General features: G+C 66.3%; 18 protein-coding genes and 1 pseudogene. 9 read left to right on the top strand and 10 right to left on the bottom strand.

Going from position 1 to position 21,437, the window contains the following annotated elements:
* The first annotated feature begins 112 nt into the window (after positions 1 to 112).
* Positions 113 to 2,080, top strand: a complete 1,968-nt coding sequence (locus EPN51_RS00965) for a SpoIIE family protein phosphatase (RefSeq protein WP_293035051.1) — start codon at positions 113 to 115, stop codon at positions 2,078 to 2,080.
* Here EPN51_RS00965 and EPN51_RS00960 read toward each other — a convergent pair.
* The 3 genes from EPN51_RS00960 to EPN51_RS00950 form a co-directional block, all read right to left on the bottom strand.
* Positions 2,077 to 3,321, bottom strand: coding sequence for an acyl-CoA dehydrogenase family protein (locus EPN51_RS00960; protein WP_293035049.1), 1,245 nt, complete (start codon positions 3,319 to 3,321; stop codon positions 2,077 to 2,079). The two genes, EPN51_RS00965 and EPN51_RS00960, sit on opposite strands and share 4 nt — an antisense overlap.
* On the bottom strand, positions 3,318 to 4,469 hold the full coding sequence (locus EPN51_RS00955; RefSeq protein ID WP_293035047.1) for an acyl-CoA dehydrogenase family protein: 1,152 nt from the start codon (positions 4,467 to 4,469) through the stop codon (positions 3,318 to 3,320). Before EPN51_RS00955 ends, EPN51_RS00960 begins: the two co-directional genes overlap by 4 nt.
* A 224-nt stretch (positions 4,470 to 4,693) precedes the next feature.
* Positions 4,694 to 5,653 carry an alpha/beta hydrolase gene (locus tag EPN51_RS00950; protein WP_293035045.1) on the bottom strand — a complete coding sequence of 320 codons (960 nt, stop codon included), beginning with the start codon at positions 5,651 to 5,653 and terminating at the stop codon, positions 4,694 to 4,696.
* A gap of 357 nt (positions 5,654 to 6,010) precedes the next feature.
* On the opposite strand from EPN51_RS00950, the gene EPN51_RS00945 reads away from it, so the two are divergent.
* Positions 6,011 to 7,243 carry a cytochrome P450 gene (locus EPN51_RS00945; protein ID WP_293035043.1) on the top strand — a complete coding sequence of 411 codons (1,233 nt, stop codon included), beginning with the start codon at positions 6,011 to 6,013 and terminating at the stop codon, positions 7,241 to 7,243.
* On the top strand, positions 7,240 to 8,397 hold the full coding sequence (locus EPN51_RS00940; RefSeq protein ID WP_293035041.1) for a Zn-dependent alcohol dehydrogenase: 1,158 nt from the start codon (positions 7,240 to 7,242) through the stop codon (positions 8,395 to 8,397). Before EPN51_RS00945 ends, EPN51_RS00940 begins: the two co-directional genes overlap by 4 nt.
* Positions 8,398 to 8,421: 24 nt before the next feature.
* Here EPN51_RS00940 and EPN51_RS00935 read toward each other — a convergent pair whose 3' ends face one another.
* Both EPN51_RS00935 and EPN51_RS00930 read right to left on the bottom strand, forming a co-directional pair.
* On the bottom strand, positions 8,422 to 9,243 hold the full coding sequence (locus EPN51_RS00935; protein WP_293035039.1) for an SDR family NAD(P)-dependent oxidoreductase: 822 nt from the start codon (positions 9,241 to 9,243) through the stop codon (positions 8,422 to 8,424).
* Positions 9,244 to 9,292: 49 nt separating this feature from the next.
* Complete coding sequence (locus EPN51_RS00930; RefSeq protein ID WP_293035069.1) at positions 9,293 to 10,513, bottom strand: cytochrome P450; 1,221 nt, start codon at positions 10,511 to 10,513, stop codon at positions 9,293 to 9,295.
* Between the two features lie 283 nt (positions 10,514 to 10,796).
* Here EPN51_RS00930 and EPN51_RS00925 point away from each other — a divergent pair, with 283 nt between their 5' ends.
* Positions 10,797 to 12,302 carry a carboxyl transferase domain-containing protein gene (locus EPN51_RS00925; RefSeq protein WP_293035037.1) on the top strand — a complete coding sequence of 502 codons (1,506 nt, stop codon included), beginning with the start codon at positions 10,797 to 10,799 and terminating at the stop codon, positions 12,300 to 12,302.
* Positions 12,303 to 12,372: 70 nt separating this feature from the next.
* Here EPN51_RS00925 and EPN51_RS00920 read toward each other — a convergent pair whose 3' ends face one another.
* The 5 genes from EPN51_RS00920 to EPN51_RS00900 are packed head-to-tail and all read right to left on the bottom strand — an operon-like array spanning position 12,373 to position 16,994.
* A complete protein-coding gene (locus tag EPN51_RS00920; protein ID WP_293035035.1) occupies positions 12,373 to 13,410 on the bottom strand; it encodes a TIGR03857 family LLM class F420-dependent oxidoreductase in 1,038 nt (345 codons plus the stop codon).
* On the bottom strand, positions 13,407 to 13,787 hold the full coding sequence (locus tag EPN51_RS00915) for a nuclear transport factor 2 family protein (protein ID WP_293035033.1): 381 nt from the start codon (positions 13,785 to 13,787) through the stop codon (positions 13,407 to 13,409). Before EPN51_RS00915 ends, EPN51_RS00920 begins: the two co-directional genes overlap by 4 nt.
* Positions 13,787 to 14,908 carry a PHB depolymerase family esterase gene (locus EPN51_RS00910; RefSeq protein ID WP_293035031.1) on the bottom strand — a complete coding sequence of 374 codons (1,122 nt, stop codon included), beginning with the start codon at positions 14,906 to 14,908 and terminating at the stop codon, positions 13,787 to 13,789. Before EPN51_RS00910 ends, EPN51_RS00915 begins: the two co-directional genes overlap by 1 nt.
* 18 nt (positions 14,909 to 14,926) lie before the next feature.
* The gene (locus tag EPN51_RS00905; protein ID WP_293035067.1) at positions 14,927 to 16,549 is read right to left on the bottom strand and encodes an NAD(P)/FAD-dependent oxidoreductase; all 1,623 of its coding nucleotides are present in this window, start codon (positions 16,547 to 16,549) and stop codon (positions 14,927 to 14,929) included.
* Positions 16,542 to 16,994, bottom strand: coding sequence for a nuclear transport factor 2 family protein (locus tag EPN51_RS00900; protein ID WP_293035029.1), 453 nt, complete (start codon positions 16,992 to 16,994; stop codon positions 16,542 to 16,544). The genes EPN51_RS00905 and EPN51_RS00900 overlap by 8 nt, the downstream gene beginning before the upstream one ends.
* Before the next feature lie 83 nt (positions 16,995 to 17,077).
* Between EPN51_RS00900 and EPN51_RS00895 the strand changes: the two genes are divergently transcribed.
* From EPN51_RS00895 to EPN51_RS00875, 5 genes and pseudogenes are all read left to right on the top strand, one after another.
* Positions 17,078 to 18,091: a Rieske 2Fe-2S domain-containing protein gene (locus EPN51_RS00895; RefSeq protein WP_293035027.1), complete on the top strand. Its 1,014-nt coding sequence runs from the start codon at positions 17,078 to 17,080 to the stop codon at positions 18,089 to 18,091.
* On the top strand, positions 18,088 to 18,714 hold the full coding sequence (locus tag EPN51_RS00890; RefSeq protein ID WP_293035025.1) for a cysteine hydrolase: 627 nt from the start codon (positions 18,088 to 18,090) through the stop codon (positions 18,712 to 18,714). Before EPN51_RS00895 ends, EPN51_RS00890 begins: the two co-directional genes overlap by 4 nt.
* Positions 18,711 to 19,331, top strand: coding sequence for a PaaI family thioesterase (locus EPN51_RS00885; protein WP_293035023.1), 621 nt, complete (start codon positions 18,711 to 18,713; stop codon positions 19,329 to 19,331). Before EPN51_RS00890 ends, EPN51_RS00885 begins: the two co-directional genes overlap by 4 nt.
* A gap of 8 nt (positions 19,332 to 19,339) precedes the next feature.
* On the top strand, positions 19,340 to 20,992 hold the full coding sequence (locus tag EPN51_RS00880; RefSeq protein ID WP_293035021.1) for an acyl-CoA synthetase: 1,653 nt from the start codon (positions 19,340 to 19,342) through the stop codon (positions 20,990 to 20,992).
* A 2-nt stretch (positions 20,993 to 20,994) separates the two neighbouring features.
* A pseudogene (locus EPN51_RS00875) lies at positions 20,995 to 21,297 on the top strand (SRPBCC family protein); the annotation flags it as partial.
* Positions 21,298 to 21,437 lie beyond the last annotated feature (140 nt).

Raw genomic sequence — 21,437 nt, 5'->3', positions numbered from 1 at the left:
ACCATTGCTAATCTATACATCTACGTGTGCACAATAGGTCAACGCATTTGACCCGGTTTACGACTCTGCATTACCCGCAGGCCCGTCGAAAACTGCGAGGAGGAACGGCCAGATGGTGGCCGAAAAGGACTGGGACAGAACCGTCGGCGCGGCTGATGACGTTCGGCGTGCCTTCGACAATGTCCCCGCGCTGTTGGTCGGGCTCGAAGGGCCCGACCACCGATTTGTCGCGGTCAACGCGGCTTACCGCGCCCTCAATCCGGCCATTGACTCGATCGGGTTATTGGTACGCGACGTCTACCCCGAGCTGGTGAACCAGGAAATCATCCAGATGTTCGATCGGGTATACCACACGGGCGAACCGCAGTCGGGCAGCGAGTGGCGGGTGCAGGCCGACTTCGAAGGCACGGGGCGAGCACAGGAACACTTCTTCGACTTCACCGTCTCGCCGCGACACGCGGAGGACGGCTCGATCGAGGGCGTGCAGCTGGCTTTCGCCGACGTCACAGCTCGGGTGCAAACGAGGATGGCCGCCGACGCGCGCCTCGAGGAGCTCTCCAAGCGGTACCGCAGCGTCCGCGATTCGGCCACCGTCATGCAGCAGGCGCTATTGGCACCGTCGGTCCCCGTCATTCCCGGCGCGGACGTGACCGCACAGTATCTCGTCGCCGCCGAGGACACCGCGGCCGGTGGCGACTGGTTCGATGCAATACCGCTGGGGGACCGGCTGGTTCTCGTCGTCGGTGACGTCGTCGGCCATGGCGTCGAAGCGGCCGCGGTGATGTCGCAACTGCGTACCGCGCTGCGGATGCAGGTCGTGGCGGGCTATCCGATTGCCGAAGCGCTCGAGGCCGTCGACCGATTCCGCAAGCACGTGCCCGGATCGAACACGGCGACGATCTGCGTCGGCGCACTCGACTTCGGCACGGGTGAATTCCGGTACTGCACCGCCGGACACCCACCACCCCTGCTGGTGAGGGCGGACGCAACCTCGCGCTATCTCGAGCCTTCCGGCGCGGGTCCCCTCGGCGGCGGCACCGGGTTTCCGGTACGCACAGAATTCCTTGACGTGGGCGACTCGATCCTGCTGTACACCGACGGCCTGATCGAAAGACCCGGCCGGCCACTGGCCGCCAGCACCGCCGAATTCGCCGAGATGGCCGCGAATATCGCCGGGGGCCAACGCGGCTTTGTCATCGAGTCATCGGTACGACCGATCGACCGCATCTGTTCGGAGACACTGGAATTACTCCTGCGCTCGACCGGCTACAACGACGACGTGACACTCCTTGCGGCGCAACGGCGGACACCGCCGGCACCGCTGAACATGACTCTGGATGCGACGATTCACGCCGCCCGCTCGGTACGCAGCCGGCTGCGGCAGTGGCTGTCGGAGATCGGCGCAGACGCCGTCGATATCTCCGATGTCGTGCACGCGATCTCGGAATTTGTCGAGAACGCGGTCGAGCACGGGTACGCCACCGAGGTCTCCGACGGTGTCGTCATCGAAGCGACGCTGTCCGGCGATGGCGACCTGCACGCCTCGGTGATCGACCGCGGACGGTGGAAGGATCACCGCGAAGGCGAGACGGGCCGCGGCCGCGGCCTAGCCATGGCCGAAGCCCTGGTGTCGGAGGCGCACATCAGTCATGGCGCCGACGGGACGACCGCCAGTCTTACGCACAGATTGTCGCGGCAGGCGAATTTCGTCGCCGACTCCCTGGTCAGCCGCGCGACCGGCCGGCGGACGGTCAACTCCGAATTCGTCTCCGCGGTCACCGAACCGGGCCGTATCGTGGTCAGTGGCGACGTCGACTCCAACACCGCGTCCACCCTGGACCGTCAGATCGCGGTCGAAAGCCGTTCCGGTGTCGCGCCGTTGACGATCGATCTCAGCGCCGTCACCCACCTCGGATCGGCGGGCGTGAGCGCCCTTGCCGCCGCCCGGGACCGTGCGCGCCGACAGGGCAGTGAGTATGTGCTGGTGGCCCCGCCGGGAAGCCCGGCGCAGCACGTCTTGTCACTGGTGCAGATCCCGGTGGTCAGCGGCCTCGCCGAGAACGTCGTCGCCGAAGGCTAAGACCGCTCCGAGCGCTCGCCGTGCCGCACCTGGTTGAACGGCACCCCGCGGTCGGCGGCATATTCGCGGGGGAAGCCCAGCACCCGTTCGCCGATGACGTTGCGGGCCATTTCCGTTGTGCCGCCGCCGATGGCGACGGTCTGCCGGGACAAGTAACGCAATCCCGCCTCCAGGCCGGCGCCCTGCTCGCCGACCACACCGGCGCTTCCCGCGATCTCCAACGCGGTATCGACATCCGTGGTCACGGTCTCGGAGTGAAACAGCCTGATGAGGGTTCCGGCCGCCGGCGGCAGTATGCCGTCTCTGACGCTGCGGTACACATGGCCGATCAACTGTTCGGCCACCGCCCGGTGCACCAGGACGCGGCCGGCCTTCTCCTGCACGCGACGGTCGTCGGCTTGTCCGGTCTTCTCCGCGAGGCTCACGTAATCGACCGGGATCGTGTTGCCTCCCTCGCTGCCGCTGCCGCTGGCAAACTCGGAGCCCTGCCCGACCGCCCGGCGTTCGTGGTACAGCTGCCGTGAGGCCACCGCCCAGCCACCGTTGATCTCCCCGACGACCGCGTCGTCCGGAACCTCGACGCCGTCGAGAAATTCCTCGCAGAATTCGGTGGAACCGCTCAGCATGGTGATGTGCCGCAACGTGATTCCGGGGTGGGCGATGGGCACCAGAAACATGGTCAGGCCTTCGTGCTTGGGCACATCCCAATTCGTGCGGGCCAGACACAGGCCGTAATCGGCGGCGAACGCGCTCGTGCTCCAGGTCTTGGCGCCGTTGATTATCCAACGGTCGCCGTGGCGTTCGGCCCGGGTGAGGACACCGGCCAGATCCGATCCGCCGCTGGGTTCGCTCAGCAACTGCACCAGCACCTCCTCGCCCCGCAGCGCCGCGGCGATGTGCCGCCTCTTCTGGTCGTCGCTGCCGGTGTCGAGCAACGTGGCGCAGCAGATGGTGAACGTGGGGGTGTTGAGGATCAACGGCATTTCGTAGTCGAGGGTTTCGGTGTCGAATGCCTTCTGGTATTCGTATTCCAGCCCCAGGCCGCCGTACTCGCGGGGAAAACAGATGCCGGCAAATCCGCCGTCGTACAAGCGTTTTTGCAGTTCTCGGGCCCTGCGCCACGCCTGTTCATCGTCACGCGGGGCCGGTGGTGGGGACTCGCGGTCGATGGCGGGCATGTTGTCCGCCAGCCATGCCCTGGCCCGCTCAGCGAACTCTGCGACAGATTCGTCTTGCGTCATCTGTGGCAACGACCCGCCTTCTCGAACTGGTACACCCGCAGATTATGTTCCTCGGGCGTCCCAAACATACTGCGGTACAACGTAACCCGGCGAAGATACAGGTGCAGGTCGTGTTCCCAGGTGACGCCGATGCCGCCGTGCATCTGTACGCAGGCCTGGACGATCTGGCCGGCCATCTCCCCCACGTAGGACTTCGCGATGCTGGCCGACAAACCCGCTTGCGGCGCGCGGGTCGCCACGTCGGCCACTGCCGCCCAGGTGGTGGCCCGGCAGGCTTCCAGCCACAGCTTCATATCGGCGAACTTGTGTTTGAGGGCTTGGTACGACGCCAGTGGGCGACCGAACGTGTGCCGGTCCAGCGCCCATTGGGCGGTGAAGTCGAACACCGTCTGCAGGATGCCGACCACCTCGGCGCATTGCAGCACCTGGGCGATCTGGCTTTGTCGATCGAGCAGGGCGGGCGTCTCGCCGGCGGTGCCGACGGCCGCGGACCGGGGTACGACGACACCGTCGAAACGCACTCGGGCGTATTGCTTGACCAGGTCCACCGACTGCTGGGGCTCGATGCTGACGCCGGGTGCGTCCGCCGGGACCAGAAACTGGCGAATCTCAGTGGCGTCCGGGCCGCAGCGGGCCACCACCAGCAGCGCCGCGCTCTGGGCGCCCGCCTCCACGCGGTCCTTGACGCCGTCGATGCGGTAACCGGCGTCGGTTTCGGTGGCCGTCACCGAGGGATCCAACGGCGCCCAGCCCCGGCCGGGCTCACAAACCGCCCACGACGCCACGGTTTCACCCGATATCAGCGCCTCGATGACGTCGGCGTGCGTTTCGGGGCTCATGCATCCGGCCAGCGCCGACAGCACGGTGCTGACCGGATACAGCGGTCCGGGCGCCACCGTCTTTCCGAGTTGTTCGGCGACCATCGCCAGATCGGCGAAGCCGCTCTCCGAAACGCTTCCGCCGCCCAGCTCCTCCGGAACGAGCAGACCCATCCAGCCCAGCTCCGCGGCGCGCCGCCACCACGCGGGGTCAAACGACGCGCCCTCGGCATGTAACTCCCGCACCCGGCGCAGCGGCACTTCCTTTTCGAGAAAGGCTTGGGTGGTCGAGGTGAAAAGGATCTTTTCGGGAGAGTCGAGGGTGGTCATCGTGCCGAGGGGATCCTTCTTGACATTCGATCGCTGCGGGTGCAACGGAAACGGTTTGAGTGTTTGATCATCCGCCCGATCGGTCCTCGGTTGGCTGGCGTTTCTGATGTTAGCAACGTGCAATACGGTAAGAGATACCGGAGTTCAGTCGGTAAACCCTGGTGACGAATGTCCACCTCGCGGAAATCGCCGAAGCCGCCCGGGTCACCCGGTTCGCGCCCGTCCTACATGGCGAACACACGGCGCACCGCCTGCGCGTGCAACGCCCGGTTCTCCTGGGAAACAATCCAATCCGGCACCATCGAGTCGAAGCCATTGAAGGTCGCTGCGATCACATGCAATTCGGTGTGGACGTAGGCGTGCAGCAGCCGGTTGGCATAGTCGATGGCCTCGTCGCGGCAGGGATCGATCTCGGAGCAGCTGACGAACGTGGGTGGCAGGCCCTCGAGGTTCGTCCGGTGCGCGGGGACGTGTTGCCCACTGGCGCTGGCGTGGCCGAGGTAGTGGTTCCATGCCCGGCTCACGGCCGGGCCGTTGAGGCCCGGAGTGCGCTGGAACTCGCGACGCGACGGCGTGGCGTCGGAGTCGAGCATCGGCTGGTGCAGGATCTGCATCAGGATGGGTGGACCTTCCTGGTCGAACATGCGCTGGGTCAGGCCGGCGACCAGCGCCGCGCCGGCGTCCCGGCCCATCACCGCGATGCGGCTGGCGTCGGCGTCCAACTCCGCACTGTTCTCGACCGCGTAACGGAGAGCCGCTTCGACGTCATCCAGCGCGGCCGGGCACGGATTCTCGGGGGCCAGCCGGTAGTCGACCGAAACCACCAGGCAGGCGCCGTCGCGGGCCAACTCCACGCAGTGCGCATGGTCTGTCTCCAGGTTCCCGGTGACGAACCCACCGCCGTGGGCGTACACGACAAGGGGCGCGCCGGATTCGGTGCGACCGCGGTACAAACGAAGACCCAGCTGCCGGCCGTCCGGCCCGGCGATGGATCGAGAGTCGATCCACACGCCGCTGGTGTCGGCCGCCGCGGCGCGCTGGGCGGCCAGCAGGTTGGCACGCTCCCGCTCGGCGACGAGTGTCTCGGCACGGAACTCGAAGGCACCTAACTCGACGGCGGCGTCACGCAGCACCGGATCGATGCGGGCGAGGCCGTGGGGCCGCACCAGGTTCGTCTGTGTCATACCTACTCATTCTCCGGCTGGTCATGCGGACTCATCGGCGGTCCCGGCTGGGAGACACGCCGAAAACCTCCTTCAACGTAGACCTGCGCTTTTCGGTGCCGACAGACGAGGTATGCATCGCCGCGAGAAGAGTTCCCGGCCGCCATCGCGGGCGAGCCCGCCGAATGGAATGCGTTGCGGGCACGTCAAAATCGGCCACGGCCCCACGTGACGACGTACGCAAGCCGTTGGGCTTCGTTGCTATTTATACTATGATAGCTAAATTCCGCTCGGCACAAACCCGCCGTGCACGCGCGGGCGGTCGTCAATCGGTCCCCGCGAACGGCCCTACTCGGTTGTTTCCAGGAGGAAGCGCTGATGACGCTCCGCACTGACCCGCACGGTCAGCCCGTCGTACCCATGCTCGATTTCACCGGCGAAACCAGCCCCTACCCGTTCTTCGAACACATGCGGCGTACGGATCCGGTTTGGCACGGTTCCCTGAGCGATAACAGCCAATTGCCCGACGAGCTGCGCCCCGACGACGAATGGGTCCTGTTCGATTACGACGGCCTGTCCCAGGCCTTCCGTGACGACCGGATCTTCACGTCGGCCGCCTACGACAAGACGATCGGGTTGGTGATGGGGCATACCATTTTGGCGATGGGCGGCAAAGAACACCACGACCATCGCAATCTGGTGGCCAAAGCATTCCGCGCGACCGCGCTGGAGCGCTGGGAGCCCTCGGTCATCGGACCGGTGTGCGATCAATTGGTCGACGAAATCAAGAATGACGGGCATGCGGATCTGGTGAAGGCGGTGACCTTCGAGTTCCCGACGCGGATCATCTCCACACTGCTCGGTCTGCCGGCCGAAGATCTCGACCTGTTCCGCCGTCTGTCCCTCGACCTCATCTCGATCCCGACCGACATCGAGGCGGGATTGAACGCCGCCGCGGAGCTCTACGACTACTTCCTCAAGCAGGTCGAGCAGCGCAGGCGCAAGCTCACCGATGACATCATCGGCGACCTGGTTGCCGCGGAGATCGACGGCGAGAAGCTCACCGACGAGGCCATCATCGCCTTCTTGCGATTGCTGCTTCCCGCCGGATTGGAGACCACCTACCGTTCGTCCGGCAATCTCCTGTACCTGCTGCTGACCCACCCCGACCAGCTGGCGATGGTCCGCCAGGACCGGTCGTTGCTGCCGATGGCGATCGAGGAGGGCCTACGCTTCGAAACACCGCTGACCATGGTCATGCGGACCACGACCGAAGAGGTCGAAATCGGCGGTAAGACAATCCCGGCCGACGCCCAGATCGACATGTGCATGGGCTCGGCCAATCGCGACGAGACCCGCTGGACCGACCCCAATTCGTTTGACATTCGCCGGCCGCGCCAAGCCCACATCGCCTTCGCCGGCGGTATCCATATGTGCCTTGGCATGCACCTGGCACGGCTGGAAACCCGGGTCATGCTGAACAGCCTGTTCGACCGCGTCGAGGATTTGGCGTTCGCGCCCGACGACGGAACCGGTGCGGAATCCAAGATCGTCGGGCTCACGTTCCGGTCGCCGAACAAGCTTCCGGTCACGTTCGCGCCAGCCGCATGAGAAGCCGCGCGGCGATCCTGCACGACGTCGGCGGGCCCTGGTCTGTCGAGGAATTCGAGCTGGATCCTCCCAAGACCGGCGAGGTCCTGGTGCAGATGGCCGCCGCCGGCTTGTGCCACTCCGACGACCACATTCTCAAAGGTGACATGTCGGCGCCCAACGAGGTGATGCGATCCCTCGGGCTGCCCACCATGTTCCCGACGATCGGTGGCCATGAAGGCGCCGGCATCGTGCGCGAGGTCGGCCCCGGTGTCACCGATTTCGCGCCGGGTGACCACGTGGTGATGTCGTTCGTCGCCGTCTGCGGCCAATGCCGTTGGTGCGCCAGCGGAATCGAGTACCTGTGCGATGTCGGGATCGGCACCATGGTTCCGGGAATGCCCACCGATGGCACGTTCCGCCACCACACCGCGGACGGCAGGAATCTGGGTCACATCGCCAAGGTCGGTGCGTTCGCCGAACACACTGTGGTATCGACGAATTCGCTCGTGAAGATCGAGCAGCACCTGCCGCTGGTGCCGAGCGCGCTGCTGTCCTGCGCCATTCCGACCGGCTACGGCTCGGCCGCGAACCGTGCCAACATGCGGGCCGGCGATACGGTCGTGGTGATCGGCGCGGGTGGGATCGGCACGGGCGCGATCCAGGGCGCCCGGATCAACGGTGCCGCACGGATTGTGGCCGTCGACCCGGTGGAGTTCAAACAGAAATCGGCGCTGCAGTTCGGCGCGACGCACAGCGCGGCGACGGTCGACGAGGCGCTCGACCTGGTGCGCGGCCTGACGTACGGGGTGATGGCCGACGCCGTGGTGGTCTCACCGTCGTTGATCACCGCCGATGACGTCCGTGACGCGTTGAAACTCACGCGCAAGGGCGGCACCTGCGTGCTCACCGGGATGACCTCGCAGCTGACCCGGTCGGTCAAGATCGACCTGCAGGACTTCATCCTGATGAACAAAACCTTGGCGGGCACCATATTCGGCTCGTGCAACCCGAAGGCCGACATCGCCAGGCTGGCCAGACTGTATGAGACCGGTCAGCTGCAGCTCGACGAGATGATCACCAAGCGTTATCGCCTCGACGAGGTCAACGACGCCTACGACGACCTCCTCAACGGCAAAATCGTCCGGGGCATCATCGATTTCGGGATCGGCTGACCCGGCAGCCCCCGGGGGCGCACCCTACACAACCTTGGCCAGGGTGTGCTCCCACAATTCGCGCGCAAGAACGGGATCGTCGGCCGCGCGATTGGCTTTCGCGACTTTGCCTTTCACGTAGTACTCGCCGGCGGTCCAGTCGACACCGGGCGAGCTGGCCGCCAGCCAGACCAGCTGGTCGGCGCCCTTGTCCGCGGTGGCGATGATTCGGCTGACCGGCGTGCGTTGCATGGTCGTCAGAAAGCGCGAGCCGGACGAGTGACCGATGTTCGTGTTCACAAAGCCGGGGTGAACCACCGCAACCGAGAGGCCATCGGCGGAAAAGCGCCGATGTAATTCCCTGGTGAACAAGATGTTTGCCAGCTTCGCCAGCGCATAGGCGGTGCTGGGCCGGCGCCGGTCCGTCGTCTCGAAATCGGCCAGCTTGACGTTGCGCAGCAGCCGCTGTGACGAACTGGACGTATTGACGATCGTGGCATGCGAGCAGATGAGCACGTCCAGCAGCAGGGTGGTGAGCAAGAACGGCGCCAGGTAGTTGACCTGAAGGGTGATCTCATGGCCGTCGCCCGTCCGCTGCAGCTTCGGGAACGCTCCCCCGGCGTTGTTGCCCAGCACATCGATGCGCGGGCACTGGGACCGGATTTTGTCCGCCAAGGCCCGAACCTGAGACAGGTCGGCGAAGTCGGCCAGGAAATAGTCGGCGCCCAGCTCCGCGGCCACGGCCGCGGTCTTGCTTTCCGACCGTCCCACCAACACGACGTCGTCCCCGCGACGGCTGATCCGGCGGGCCGCCGCCGCGCCGATGCCGTCGCTGGCACCGGTGATGACGATCGTCTTTGACGTCACGCCAGGAGTGTATCGACCACCGCCGCATAGCCAGCAGCGGTGGCCGCACTCAGGTCAGTGAGTAACGAACCGGCAGGTGCTTGAGTCCGCCGACGAAGGTAGTGGCGACCAGCTCCGGGTCACCGATCAGCTCAATGGATTCCAGGCGTGGCAGCAGCTCTGCGAAGAAGCTGCTGACCTCCATGCGGGCCAGCGCCGCGCCCATACAGAAGTGCACGCCATAGCCGAAGGCCAAATGCTTGTTGGGGTCGCGGCCGACGTCGAAGCGGAACGGCTCGTCGAAGACGTCCTCGTCGCGGTTTGCCGATACGTACGACAGCAGCACGGAGTCGCCTGCGGCGATGGGCACTCCGCGCACGACGGTGTCCTCGGCGGCGGTGCGCATGAACTCCTTGACCGGGGTGACCCAGCGGATCATCTCGTCGGTGGCCAGTGGCATCAGGTCCAGGTTGTCGCGCAGGCGGTGGCGCTGGTCGGGATTCTCGATGAGGGCCTGCAGGCCACCGGAGATGGTGGCGCTGGTGGTGTCGTGGCCGGCGGTGGCGACGATCAGGTAGTAGGACACGGTGTCGATGTCCGACAGCGGTTCCCCGTCGACGCGGGCGTTGGCGATCGCCGAGGCGAGATCCTCGGTGGGATGCTCACGACGTGATGCCGTCACACCGTTGAAGTATTGGAACATGTCGAACAACGCCGGCAGCTGATCCTCGTTGGAGCTACCGCGCTTGAACTCGGAATCATCGCTACCGAATAATTCCTGGGTCAGCTTGAGCATGCGGGGAAAGTCGGCCTCGGGCAGGCCCAGCAGCGACATGATCACATAGAGCGGGTAATTGACGGCGACTTCCTGAACGAAGTCGCATTCGGGACCGGCGGCCATCATCTTGTCGACATAGATCTTGGCCAGTTCGTCGACGCGAACCTTCAGGGCCCGCATCGCCTTTGGGCGAAACCAGTCGGAGCCGATCGCGCGCACCACCCGGTGCTGTGGGTCGTCCATGTGGATCAGGGTGCGCACGCCGGCGGCGGCCTGCATCTCGTCGCCTTCCGTGGTCGTCAACACCGGTCGCGGCCAGTTGGTGAAGAGCATGTTTTCCCGCTCGATGTCCATGATGTCGGCATGTTTGGTGATCGCCCAGAACGGCTGGTAGTTCGGGACCTCCACCCACGACACCGGAGAGTTGGCGCGCAGGTGAGTCAGTGCCGCATGCAGGCCCTGGTCGTCGGTGTACGCCAACGGGTCCGCCAGCAAGTTGGCGGCCTCGTCCATCGTGGTTGTGCTCACTGGTGAAACTCCTCGGTTCGGGGTGCCCCCGCCGGCGAAAGACGGGCCTTGAGGCCGGGGGGGGGCGTCAGGCATGCGGGTAACTTTACAGTAAGCAATCCAGTATGTGACCCTACAAGACGTGGTGATCGCCAGCGCGGCGCAGCCGGGCGCAGCGGGTCGCCACCATGGGACCCGTGGTGATCGCCAGCGCGGCGCAGCCGGGCGCAGCGGGTCGCCACCAAAGGACTGCTCGCGCGACGAATCCTCCATGAGGTAGGACATAGGCATGCCGAAAGCCCGGGATTGGGGAGAAACGCTCGACGATCTCGAGCGACGCCGTCAGCACGCGTTCGAAATGGGCGGCCCGGAGCGACTCGACAAGCACCGCAACAAGGGCAAGCTCGACGCCCGCGCGCGGATCGAGCACCTCCTCGACCCGGGCACGTTCCGCGAGCTCGGCACCCTGGTCGGCGGTGAGATCGCGGCCGACGGCCTGGTCGTCGGCTCCGGTGAGATCAACGGCTCGCCGGTGATGCTGGGTGCCGAGGACTTCACCACCATGGCAGGCAGCATCGGGCCCGGGGGCAATTCCAAGCGGTACCGCATCGCCGAACTGGCGCTGCGCGACAAGATTCCGCTGGTGATGCTGCTCGAAGGCGCCGGCTTTCGCCCCACCGGCGGGCACTACGGGCGCACCCCCACCGATCTGCTCGCCCAGGCGCAGTGCTCGGGTCGCGTCCCGACCGTCGCCGCCGTGCTCGGCCCCTCGGCCGGACACGGTGCGCTGGTGGCCCCGGTCTGCGACTTCCGGATCATGAGCGTCCAGGGCGCGATCTTCACCGCCGGGCCTCCCGTCGTCAAAGAGTCCACCGGAGAAGATATTTCGAAAGAGGACCTCGGCGGGCCGGACGTCGCGTTGCCCAGCGGCGTGATCCACAATGTCGGCGAGGATGACGAAGCGGTGCTTGATGACGTCCGGCGTTATCTGTCGTACTTCCCGCCGAGCGCATGGTCGTACCCGTCGCCGCTGGCCGCCTCCGAAACCGGGGCGGCCGGCCGGCCGCGGCCGACGCCGGAGCTGCTCGACATCGTCTCCCGGGACAACCGCCGTGTATACGACATGCGCGCCGTGCTCGATGTGGTCTTCGACAGCCCCGACTGGTTCGAAGTCCAGCCCCGGTTCGGCAAGGCGATCATCTGCGCGCTCGCCCACCTCGGCGGCCACCCGGTTGCGGTGGTGGCCAACCAGCCTCAGGTGCTCGCCGGCTCCATCGATGCCGACGCCGCCGACAAGGCGGCCCACTTCATCTTGGTGGCCGACTCCTTCCACCTGCCCATCGTCTTCCTCGCCGACAACCCCGGCATGCTGCCCGGCAGCCGGTCCGAGCGCACCGGCGTGCTGCGTGCCGGCGCGCGGATGTTCGCCGCGCAGACCGCCGCCACCACGTTGAAGCTGCACCTCACGCTGCGCAAGGCGTACGGATTCGGGTCGATGGTCATGTCGCTGTTGGGGTTCGACCATCAGGTCGCGACGTTCGCCTACCCCGGTGCGACGATGGGCGCCATGAGCGCCGCGGCTCTCAGTCGCGCCTCACACGCCGGCGAAGACCTCTCGGCCAAGCTGCGCAACGCCGAGCTGGAGGCGTCCTACCGGTCGGCCGAACACATGGGGTTCGACGAACTCATCGATCCCCGTGAGACGCGTGATGCCCTGCTCGCTTCCCTGAAGCGCGGCCTGTCCAGCAGGCAGGCCGCCGCCGAACCGGTGACCCGCACCGTCATCCTGCCGTGATTTACCCTCGCGAGAGTGCATCTACCGACGGTACATCTCGGGAAATGTGTCGCCAGTTGCACTTTCGCGGTCAAGAACGGTAGGCCGCGACGATCGGCTCGAGCTCGTCGGGTGTGGCGCCGTGCATGATGACCGCGTCGGCCCCGTAGTCGAATTCCTTGCGGATACGGTCCACGCATTCACTCGCCGACCCGGTGGCCGAGGGCTCGAGCCATTCGTCGGGAATCAGCGTCGCGATGTGCTCGATCTGCTCGGCCGTGCCCTTGTGATCGATCCCGCCTGCGATCGATGTGACCACCGGGTCTTCGCGGAACCGTTGCAGCACAGCGGGATCCCAGTCGTTGGTTTTGACCAGCAGGTCGCCGTATCCCTGCAGATAGGTGGCCAGCCGCGCGACGGTCTTCTTCAGCCGCAACTCCTCGGGCAGGTGGTCACCGACGGTCGCGAAACACGACCACACCCGCACGCTGTCGGGATCGCGGCCCGCCTTCTCCGCGGCCGCCTTCACGGTTTTGACGCTGCGCCGCAAGGTCTCGGGCGTGAAGTAGGTGTGCAGGATGACGTCGTCGAACACGCGCCCTCCGAGCGCGAGCGTGTTGGGCCCGAAAGCCACCAGCGCCAACCGGATGTCTTCGTTGAAGTCCGGATCGAGAAACAGGATGGGGTACTTGCCCATCGGGCCGTCGTGGTTGAAGATCAGCTCGCCGTGCCACAGCCGGCGCATGACCTGGGCCCAATCCTCCATCTGTGCGGTCGTCACCGCCGGTATGCCGAAGGCCCCGTAGATCGCGGCGATGCCCCGGCCGACGCCCAGCGTGAACCGGCCGCCGGAAAGGCGATGCATCGTGGTCGCCCACGATCCCGTGATCAACGGATGGCGGGTGTTGTGATTGGTTGCGGCGGTGGCGATCTGCATTCGAGTGGTCACCGCGCACGCCGCCCCGACCAGGGACGACGCCTCTTTGACGTTCCACCGTTCGGAGATGAATGCGGTGCCGAAGCCGAGTTCCTCGCCATGGCGAGCCTCGTCCATCAATGTTGCCGGGCCCTCGCCGCCGGCCCCGGCCAGTAGATAGAAGCCCAATTCATCAAGCGCACGGTCACTCAATTCCAAACCCCTTGCTGGTAGCCGCAGTTCCAAACCTCGGTAATCTTGCCATCGACGACGCGGAACACCTCGATGCTGGCGATATTCGTTTCGGTGCCGTCCTTGGTCCTGATCGTCGAGTCGTAGACGATCGCCACGTGCTCGCCGTCGTCGCCCTCGATGACGACGTTGAGATCGAAGTGCAACGAATCGGCCGCCTGCCACATGTCCACCACCCGCTGGACCGCTTCGGCGTGGGTCAGTGTGTGTGCCGCACCGACCTCGTGCCGGATGACGGTGTCGCCCAACAACTCCTCGGCCAGGTCGATGTTGCGTTCGTTCCACACGACGAGGTTGTAGAGCTCGACCACCGCCCGTGCCGTCCACGTTGGCGCCATCAGCCGGGTACCGCGTCGCGCAGGAATCGATCGGTGATGCGCTGCACGCGCCGGGAGAAGATGTGCCCGACGTGGCTGCCGTCGTACCAGTACAACTGGCCGGCCCAGCGTTCCTGCAATGCATTCGCGGGCTCGCGCATCGCCATCCGGTCGTGCCACGCCCCGACGATGAGCCGGCGTTGCGGCGGCGCCGACGGAGTGACCGCCAAGGGGTCGATCACCGTGGTCAGCTGGGTGACCACGGGAGATTCCAGCAGCTCGCGGAATCCGTCGCGCGAGGGCCCCCACCGCTGAAGGTGTCGCGCGATCATCGCGTTGAGTCCCAGAATCGGCGTGTACACGGCGACCGCATCGATCTGTTTCTCCAGGTGGGAAACGAGCGCGGCCACCGGGCTACCCATCGAAATCCCGGCCACCACAACGGCGGTGGCTTGCGCCTGCGCCCAGCGCACCACGGCGCGCACCTCCGAGACGACGCGCATCATTCCCGCGACGTTGCCGAGCGGGTCCATGTCGGGATAGACGGGCCACTGCCGGCGCCGGCACCCGTGGCCGGGCTGCACCGGCATCGCGATGTTGAACCCCAGGTTGCGATGTATCCGGCCGATGCCGGACATCAGCAGGTCTTCGGTGCCGCCCTGCCCGGCGCCGTGCACCCAGACCAGCCACGGCCTGGGCCCGTCGCGGTGCCGGCACACGTGCACCACCGCCCGCGCCGGGCCGCCCAACCCGTCGGCCGCCAGGGTCGGCGGCAAGGCCGGATCGTGTTCGAAGACCATCCGTTCGTATGCCAGGCCCGCGATACTGCGCCGGCGTATCGAGGTTGCCCGCAACGGTTTCGGCTCGGCATGCGCGCGGTCGATGCCGAGCGCCGAAAGCTCTTGGGCGGCCGCGGTGCACGCGTCCAACGGGCGCATCGCCGCGGGGCTGCCGCCCAGCAGCGAAAAGCCGCTCAGCACAAGCTCGTCGAGCATGACCTCGCCGAACTGGCGCGCACCGCGCGGTGACAGCGGGGTCCAACCGGTCGACTCCTGCAGACCGGCCACCGTACGCGGCACCAGCATTCCGAGCTCGCGGGCCACGTCTTTGGCCAGGCTCAGCCCGTTCAATGCCTTCGCCATGTCGCTCACCTTCAGCAGCTACGCCAGTTTGAATCCGGTGTATCCGCTCGCCGCGATTTCGTCGCAGCGGCGCCGGTATTCGGGGATTCCGCCGGTATAGCCCATATACATCCGTTTCTTGCCGGGCACGTTGCCACCGTTGTACCAGGAGTTGCACGACGGGTGGACCAGAACCGTCGGCGCGACGAGCGCCGTGGCGTGGTCGATCCATTCCTGCTGAGCGGTGCTGCGCGCCTCGATGGTGCGGATGTCGTTGGCGCGCAGATAGGAGATGCAGTCGCCGATCCACTCCACGTGCTGTTCGAGGGCGGCGACGAAGTTCGTCGCGGCGCTCGGGCTGCCCGGGCCCTGAACCGTGAAGAGGTTCGGGAACCCCGCGACCGCCAATCCCAGATACGACAGCGGACCTTGGGTGGCCCAGAATTCGCCGAGTGAGACGCCGCCGCGGCCGCGGACGTCGATTCGGCTGAGCGCGCCGGTCATGGCGTCAAACCCGGTGGCATAGACGATGACGTCGAGTTCGTGCAACCCGTTCTCGGTGCGGATGCCGGCCGGTGTGATCTCGCGGATCGGGAACTTCCGCAGGTCGACCAGCGTGACGTTGTCCCGGTTGAACGTCTCGTAGTAACCCTGGTCGATGATCGGGCGCTTACAGGCGAAGGGATGCACCGGCACGAGGGACGCGGCGGTGTCCGGGTCCTCGACGATCCGGGCCACCGCCTCGCCGTACAGTTTGGCGGCCATCCGGTTGGCTTCGATGTCGAAGAAGATGTCGCCCCAGTTCAACGCGCCCATGACGCCGTTCTCCTCGATGGCGCGCAGTTGTTCTTCGCGCGTCGCCGACTTCAACGGCGGCCTGCCGAGCATCTCGAGCAGGACGGAGAAGGCGCTCAGCCGCGCGGCACCGATCGGGTGGGCGCGTTGGGCCGCACGGATTTCGCCGTAGCGGGCCTTCATCTCGTCCAGCTCGCCCGGGGAGAACCGATGCACCCGCCAGGGCAGGGTGTATGCGGGAGAGCGCTGAAACACCGAGAGGTGCAGGGCTTCTCGGGCGACCACCGGGATGAGCTGAACCCCGGTCGAGCCGGTACCGATGACGCCGACTCGCTCGCCGGCCAGCTCGGCGCCGCCCTCGGGCCAGCGGCTGGTGAACAGCGACGCCCCGGCGAAGGTGTCCATTCCGGGGATGTCGGGTTCCAACGGTACGGACAGGATGCCGGAGGCGGCGACGACGAACGGAACCCGGAAAGTTTCGCCCGCTTCGGTGCGCACCGACCAGATCGCGGCTTCTTCGTCGAACGTCATCGCGACGACCTTGGTGCCGAATCGGATGTCGCGGCGCAGGTCGAGCCGGTCGGCGACGAAGTTGAGATAGGCCTCGATCTCGGGCTGGGCCGGCATCGACTCCGTCCACACCCACTCCTGCTCAATCTCTTCGGAGAAGCTGTAGGAGTATTCGATGCTCTCGATGTCGCACCGCGCGCCCGGGTATCGATTGAAAAGCCAGGTGCCGCCCACGTTTTCGGCCATCTCCAGGACTTGGGTGCGTAGCCCGAGCTGCCGCAGCCGGTGCAGCATGTACAGCCCGGAGAACCCGGCACCGATGACGAGGACGTCGCAGCAGGGATCATCTTCAACCATCGTCACCGCCCGTGATCTTCAGGATGGTTCGGGTCAGGCGCAGGGACTTGATCTGCCAGCGGCGGTCCCGCTTCTCGTAGGTCTCGTGGTAGTGGCCGGCGCCGTACAACTCGCGGCCGTCACCGAAGATCAGCAGGTCCTCCATCGCCCAGATTCCGGTCGCGGTGGTGGCGGAGGTGAGGGTGATCTCGGGGGTGTGGCAGTGATGTTTGGTGGAAACTCCCTCGAGGCCGCCCATCACCATCGGCGCGAAGTTGTCGACACCCGCCAAAGGCGGTGCGGTCTGCGGGTCCGCACCCGCGGTGGACACCGCCATGTCGAGCGTCACCACCACGTCGGGGGTGAACACGTCGCGCCAGGACTCGAGGTCCTTGGTGTCCAGGAAACGGCAGTAGCGCGCCTTCAGCTGCCGGATCGCTTCCAGCTCGTCAGCCGCTGTCGTCATTTCGCTCCTTGCCGCGCGCGGGCCGGACTGCTGAAATCTATACTGTAATGGATTTAGTATCAACGATCACGGGAGGCGCCGGCGTGAAAGTCCCATTCACCTGGAAGGTCACCGGCTGGTTCATGGTCGGCTGGTCTCCGGAGTTTCCCGTCGGCGAGGTCCGGCCGCTGCACTATTTCGGGGAGGACCTGGTGGCCTATCGGGACGAGTCCGGTGAGCTGCACGTTCTGGAAGCGCACTGCAAGCACCTCGGCGCCCACATCGGCCACGGCGGCAAGGTCGTCGGCGACTGCGTGGAGTGCCCGTTCCACGGCTGGCGCTGGGGCCCGGACGGCTGCAACAAGTACATCCCGTACCAGCCGGATCGGCCCAACCGCGCGCTACGGCTGCGGGTTTACCCGGTCCGGGAGCAGTACGACTGCGTGTTCCTCTGGCACCAGCCGGACGGCAAGGAGCCGCAGTGGGAAATGCCCGATATCTTTCGCAAGTTCCCGCAATTCGAGACCGATCCGGCGGCATACTACCGGGCGTATCCGGAGTTTTCCCGGCGCGCCGAGCGCGAACCGGTGCATCCGCAGATCGTGGCCGAGAACGCCCCTGACAGCGCCCATTTCGAGTACGTGCACCACGCCACCGTGACGCCCCGGGTGCTGGATTGGAAAATCGTCGACCAGGAGTGGCAGTTCGTCGCGGGTTGGCCGGATGCGCGCAGCGACGATCCCGAGGACCTCGCGTTGCGGTTTCACAGCCACCTGTTCGGCCTCGGCGGGGCGATCAGCGTTTTCGAAGGCGCACAGAATCATCGGCTGATCTTCACGTGCACACCGGTCGACGATGAATGCTCGGACTTGTTCTACTCGATCTGGTGGCCACGGATCCCCGGGGACACCGCAGACGTTCCGGACGGCAAACTGCGCGAAGTCATCGAGAAGCAGTTCCTGTCCACCGTGTTCGACGATCTGCAAATCTGGCGCTACCAGAAGTACGTGGAGCATCCGCCGCTGTCCAAGGTGGACGCGAAAGGCTATATGGCACTGCGGAAGTGGGCGACTCAGTTCTACGAGGTGCCGCCCCTCGAAATGTCGTCACCGGCATGATCGGCCTGGCGGAACTCGTCGCGCCGGAGCGCACCGCGATCGTCACCCAGGAGTGCCAGGGTGCGGTGATGGGTCCCGACGCCGGACTGGCCGTGCTCGCCGAGGAGGCCCGCCGCGAGGCGCTGCCGAATATCGCGCGGCTGTTGCCGCCGGCGCGGGCGGCCGGGGTGCGCGTCGTGCACTGCCTGGTGCAGCGGCGGCCCGACGGGCTCGGCTCCAACCACAACGCGAAGATCTTCGCGATGGGCGGCGGCAACCGGGTGGACATCACGCCCGGCACACCGGGTGCGGAATTGCTACCCGAATTAGGGCCGCAGCCCTCGGATTTGGTGTTGCGCCGCTGGCACGGCGTGGGCCCGATGGGCGGCACCGACCTGGACGCGGTGTTACGCAATCTCGGCGTGACGACCATTGTCGTGGTGGGTGTTTCGCTGAACATCGCGATCCCCAACCTCGTCATGGACGCCGTCAACGCCGCCTACCGGGTGGTGCTGCCCCGCGACGCGGTCGCCGGCATACCGGCTGACTATGGTGCAGCGATGATCGCCAACACCCTGTCGCTGCTGGCCACCATCACCAGCACCGACGATCTGCTCCGGTCTTGGGACGAAGGACCGCGATGACCGACACAGCGCCGGAAATTCGTGGCGGATTCCCCGACATCAAACCCGTCGAGGACGCTCCAGCCGAACTGGGCCCGTTCGTCGCCACGCTGCGCCGCCTGCAGGACCTGACCGTGTCCACCAAGCCGGAGCCCGAGCTGTGGGCCGCCGCGACCGTGCAGCTGGAGAACGCCTGCGCGCTGCTGGACGGCCACCAGGTCCCGGAGACCGAGGCGGTGGCCGGTCGGGTGCTGAGCCTGCCCGGGTTGGCTCATCCCCTGATGCCGCCCTGGATGGTGACCGAGTCCGGGCCCGACGGCGTCACCATGACCGGTCATTTCACCACCTCGCACGTCGGCGGGAACCGGGCCGTGCACGGCGGCATGATCCCGCTGTTCTACGACTGGCTGTTCGGCATGGTGGTCTCCACCGCGAACTGTCCACCCACACGCACGGGGTTTCTGCACGTGGATTACCGCAACATCACCCCGATTGACCAGCCGCTGATCGCCCGGGGACGCATCACGGGCGTCGACGGCCGGAAGTTTTTCATTGACGCTACTATGACAGATGCCGACGGCACGTTGCTCAGCGAAGCCAACGGCCTGATGGTTCGCCTGCTACCCCACCAGCCGTGAGAGGCATGATGTCCGACACCACAACAACATTCACGGTGCCGGCGGTCGCGAAGGCCGTCGCGGCCGCCCTCCCCGATCGCGAGCTCATCATCCAGGGGGATCGCCGGTACACCTACGCGCAGGTGATCGACCGCTCGAACCGGCTCGCCGCCTACCTGCACTTGCAAGGGCTGGGATGCCACACCGAGCGCTCGGCGCTGGCCGGCCACGAGGTGGGCCAAGACCTGCTGGGCCTCTATGCCTACAACGGGAACGAATTCGTCGAGGCGCTGCTGGGCGCCTTCCAGGCGCGGGTCGCCCCCTTCAACGTCAACTTCCGCTACGTGAAAAGCGAGCTGCACTATCTGCTGGCGGATTCCGGGGCGACCGCGCTGCTCTACCACGCCGCGTTCGCGCCGCGCGTGGCCGAAATCCTCCCGCACCTCCCGCGGCTACGCGTGCTGATCCAGATCGCCGACGACTCGGGCAACGACTTGCTGGACGGCGCAATCGATTACGAGGCCGCCCGGGCATCGGTGTCTCCGGAGCCGCCGCCGGTGCAGCACTCCGCCGACGACTTGTACGTTCTGTACACCGGGGGCACGACGGGCATGCCGAAGGGCGTGTTGTGGCGCCAGCACGACATCTTCATGACGTCCTTCGGCGGGCGCAACCTCATGACCGGCGAGCCCTCCGCGTCTCTCGACGAGATCGTCGAGCGCGCCACCGCCGGCCCGGGCAGCAAGTTGATGATCCTGCCCCCGCTGATCCACGGCGCGGCCCAGTGGAGCGTGATGACGGCGGTCACCACGGGTCAGTCCGTCGTCTTTCCCACGGTCGTCGACCACCTGGACGCCGACGACGTGGTGCGCACCATCGAGCGGGAGAAAGTCATGGTGGTCACGGTGGTCGGCGACGCGATGGCGCGCCCTCTGGTGGCCGCCATCGAGAAGGGCATCGCGGACGTGTCGTCGCTGGCCGTCGTCGCCAACGGCGGTGCCCTGTTGACCCCGTACGTCAAGCAGCGCTTGATCGAAGTGCTCCCGAACGCCGTCGTCGTCGACGGCGTCGGGTCGTCGGAGACCGGGTCGCAGATGCACCACATGTCGACCTCGGGCGCGGTGACCACCGGCACGTTCAACGCGGGTCCGGACACGTTCGTGGCCGCCGAGGATCTGACGGCCATCCTCGAACCCGGCCACGACGGCATGGGCTGGCTGGCGCAACGCGGCTATGTTCCGCTGGGCTACAAGGGCGATGCGGCCAAGACGGCCAAGACGTTTCCGGTGATCGACGGCGTTCGGTATGCCATCCCCGGCGACCGCGCGCGCCACGGCACGGACGGCTCGGTCGAATTGCTGGGTCGCGATTCGGTGACCATCAACTCCGGCGGCGAGAAGATCTTCGTCGAGGAGGTCGAAACGGCCCTCGCATCGCATCCCGCGGTGGCCGACGTGGTGGTCACCGGACGGCCCAGCGAGCGGTGGGGCCAGGAGGTTGTCGCGGTGGTGGCGCTTGCCCAGGGCGGCCGCGCCGAGGTCGACGAGCTGGTGGCCCACGCGGCGCAGTCGCTGGCGCGCTACAAACTCCCCAAGGCGATCGTCTTCCGTCCGGCCATCGAGCGCAGCCCGTCGGGTAAGGCCGACTACCGATGGGCGCGTGAGCAAGCGGTGAACGGCTGAAAATGCCACTGCTGCAGAAGGACGAGACGCTCACGGCATCGACCGAAGTGCGAGCCTCTGCGGACCAGATCTACGCCGTCGTCTCCGACGTCACGCGAATCCCCGAGTGGAGCCCCGAGACGACACGGGCGGAGTGGCTGGCACCGGATCGCTTCCGAGCGTGGAATCACCGCCGGCTCGGCCGGTGGCGCACCGTGGCGAACGTCGTCGACGCCGCACCGGGACAGAGATTCTCCTTCGTCGTTCAGGCCATGGGTGGGGACTGGACGCAGTGGACGTACGTCATCGAGCCCGGTTCCACCGCCGGCGCAACGCGTCTCACCGAAGAGTTCCGGATGTGCGTTCGGTTGCCTTTGGCCGCCCTGGTGTTCGAGCACCTGTTCTTGTTCGTCCGGGATCGTCGTCAGGATCTGCAAAAAACCTTGATCTTTCGGTGGGCCGGATC

The sequence above is a fragment of the Mycobacterium sp. genome, assembly GCF_004298145.1.
In the GTDB taxonomy this organism is placed as follows: Bacteria; Actinomycetota; Actinomycetes; order Mycobacteriales; family Mycobacteriaceae; genus Mycobacterium.
Note: the sequence above shows the minus strand (reverse complement) of the source record. Positions and strands in the feature narration are given on the sequence as shown.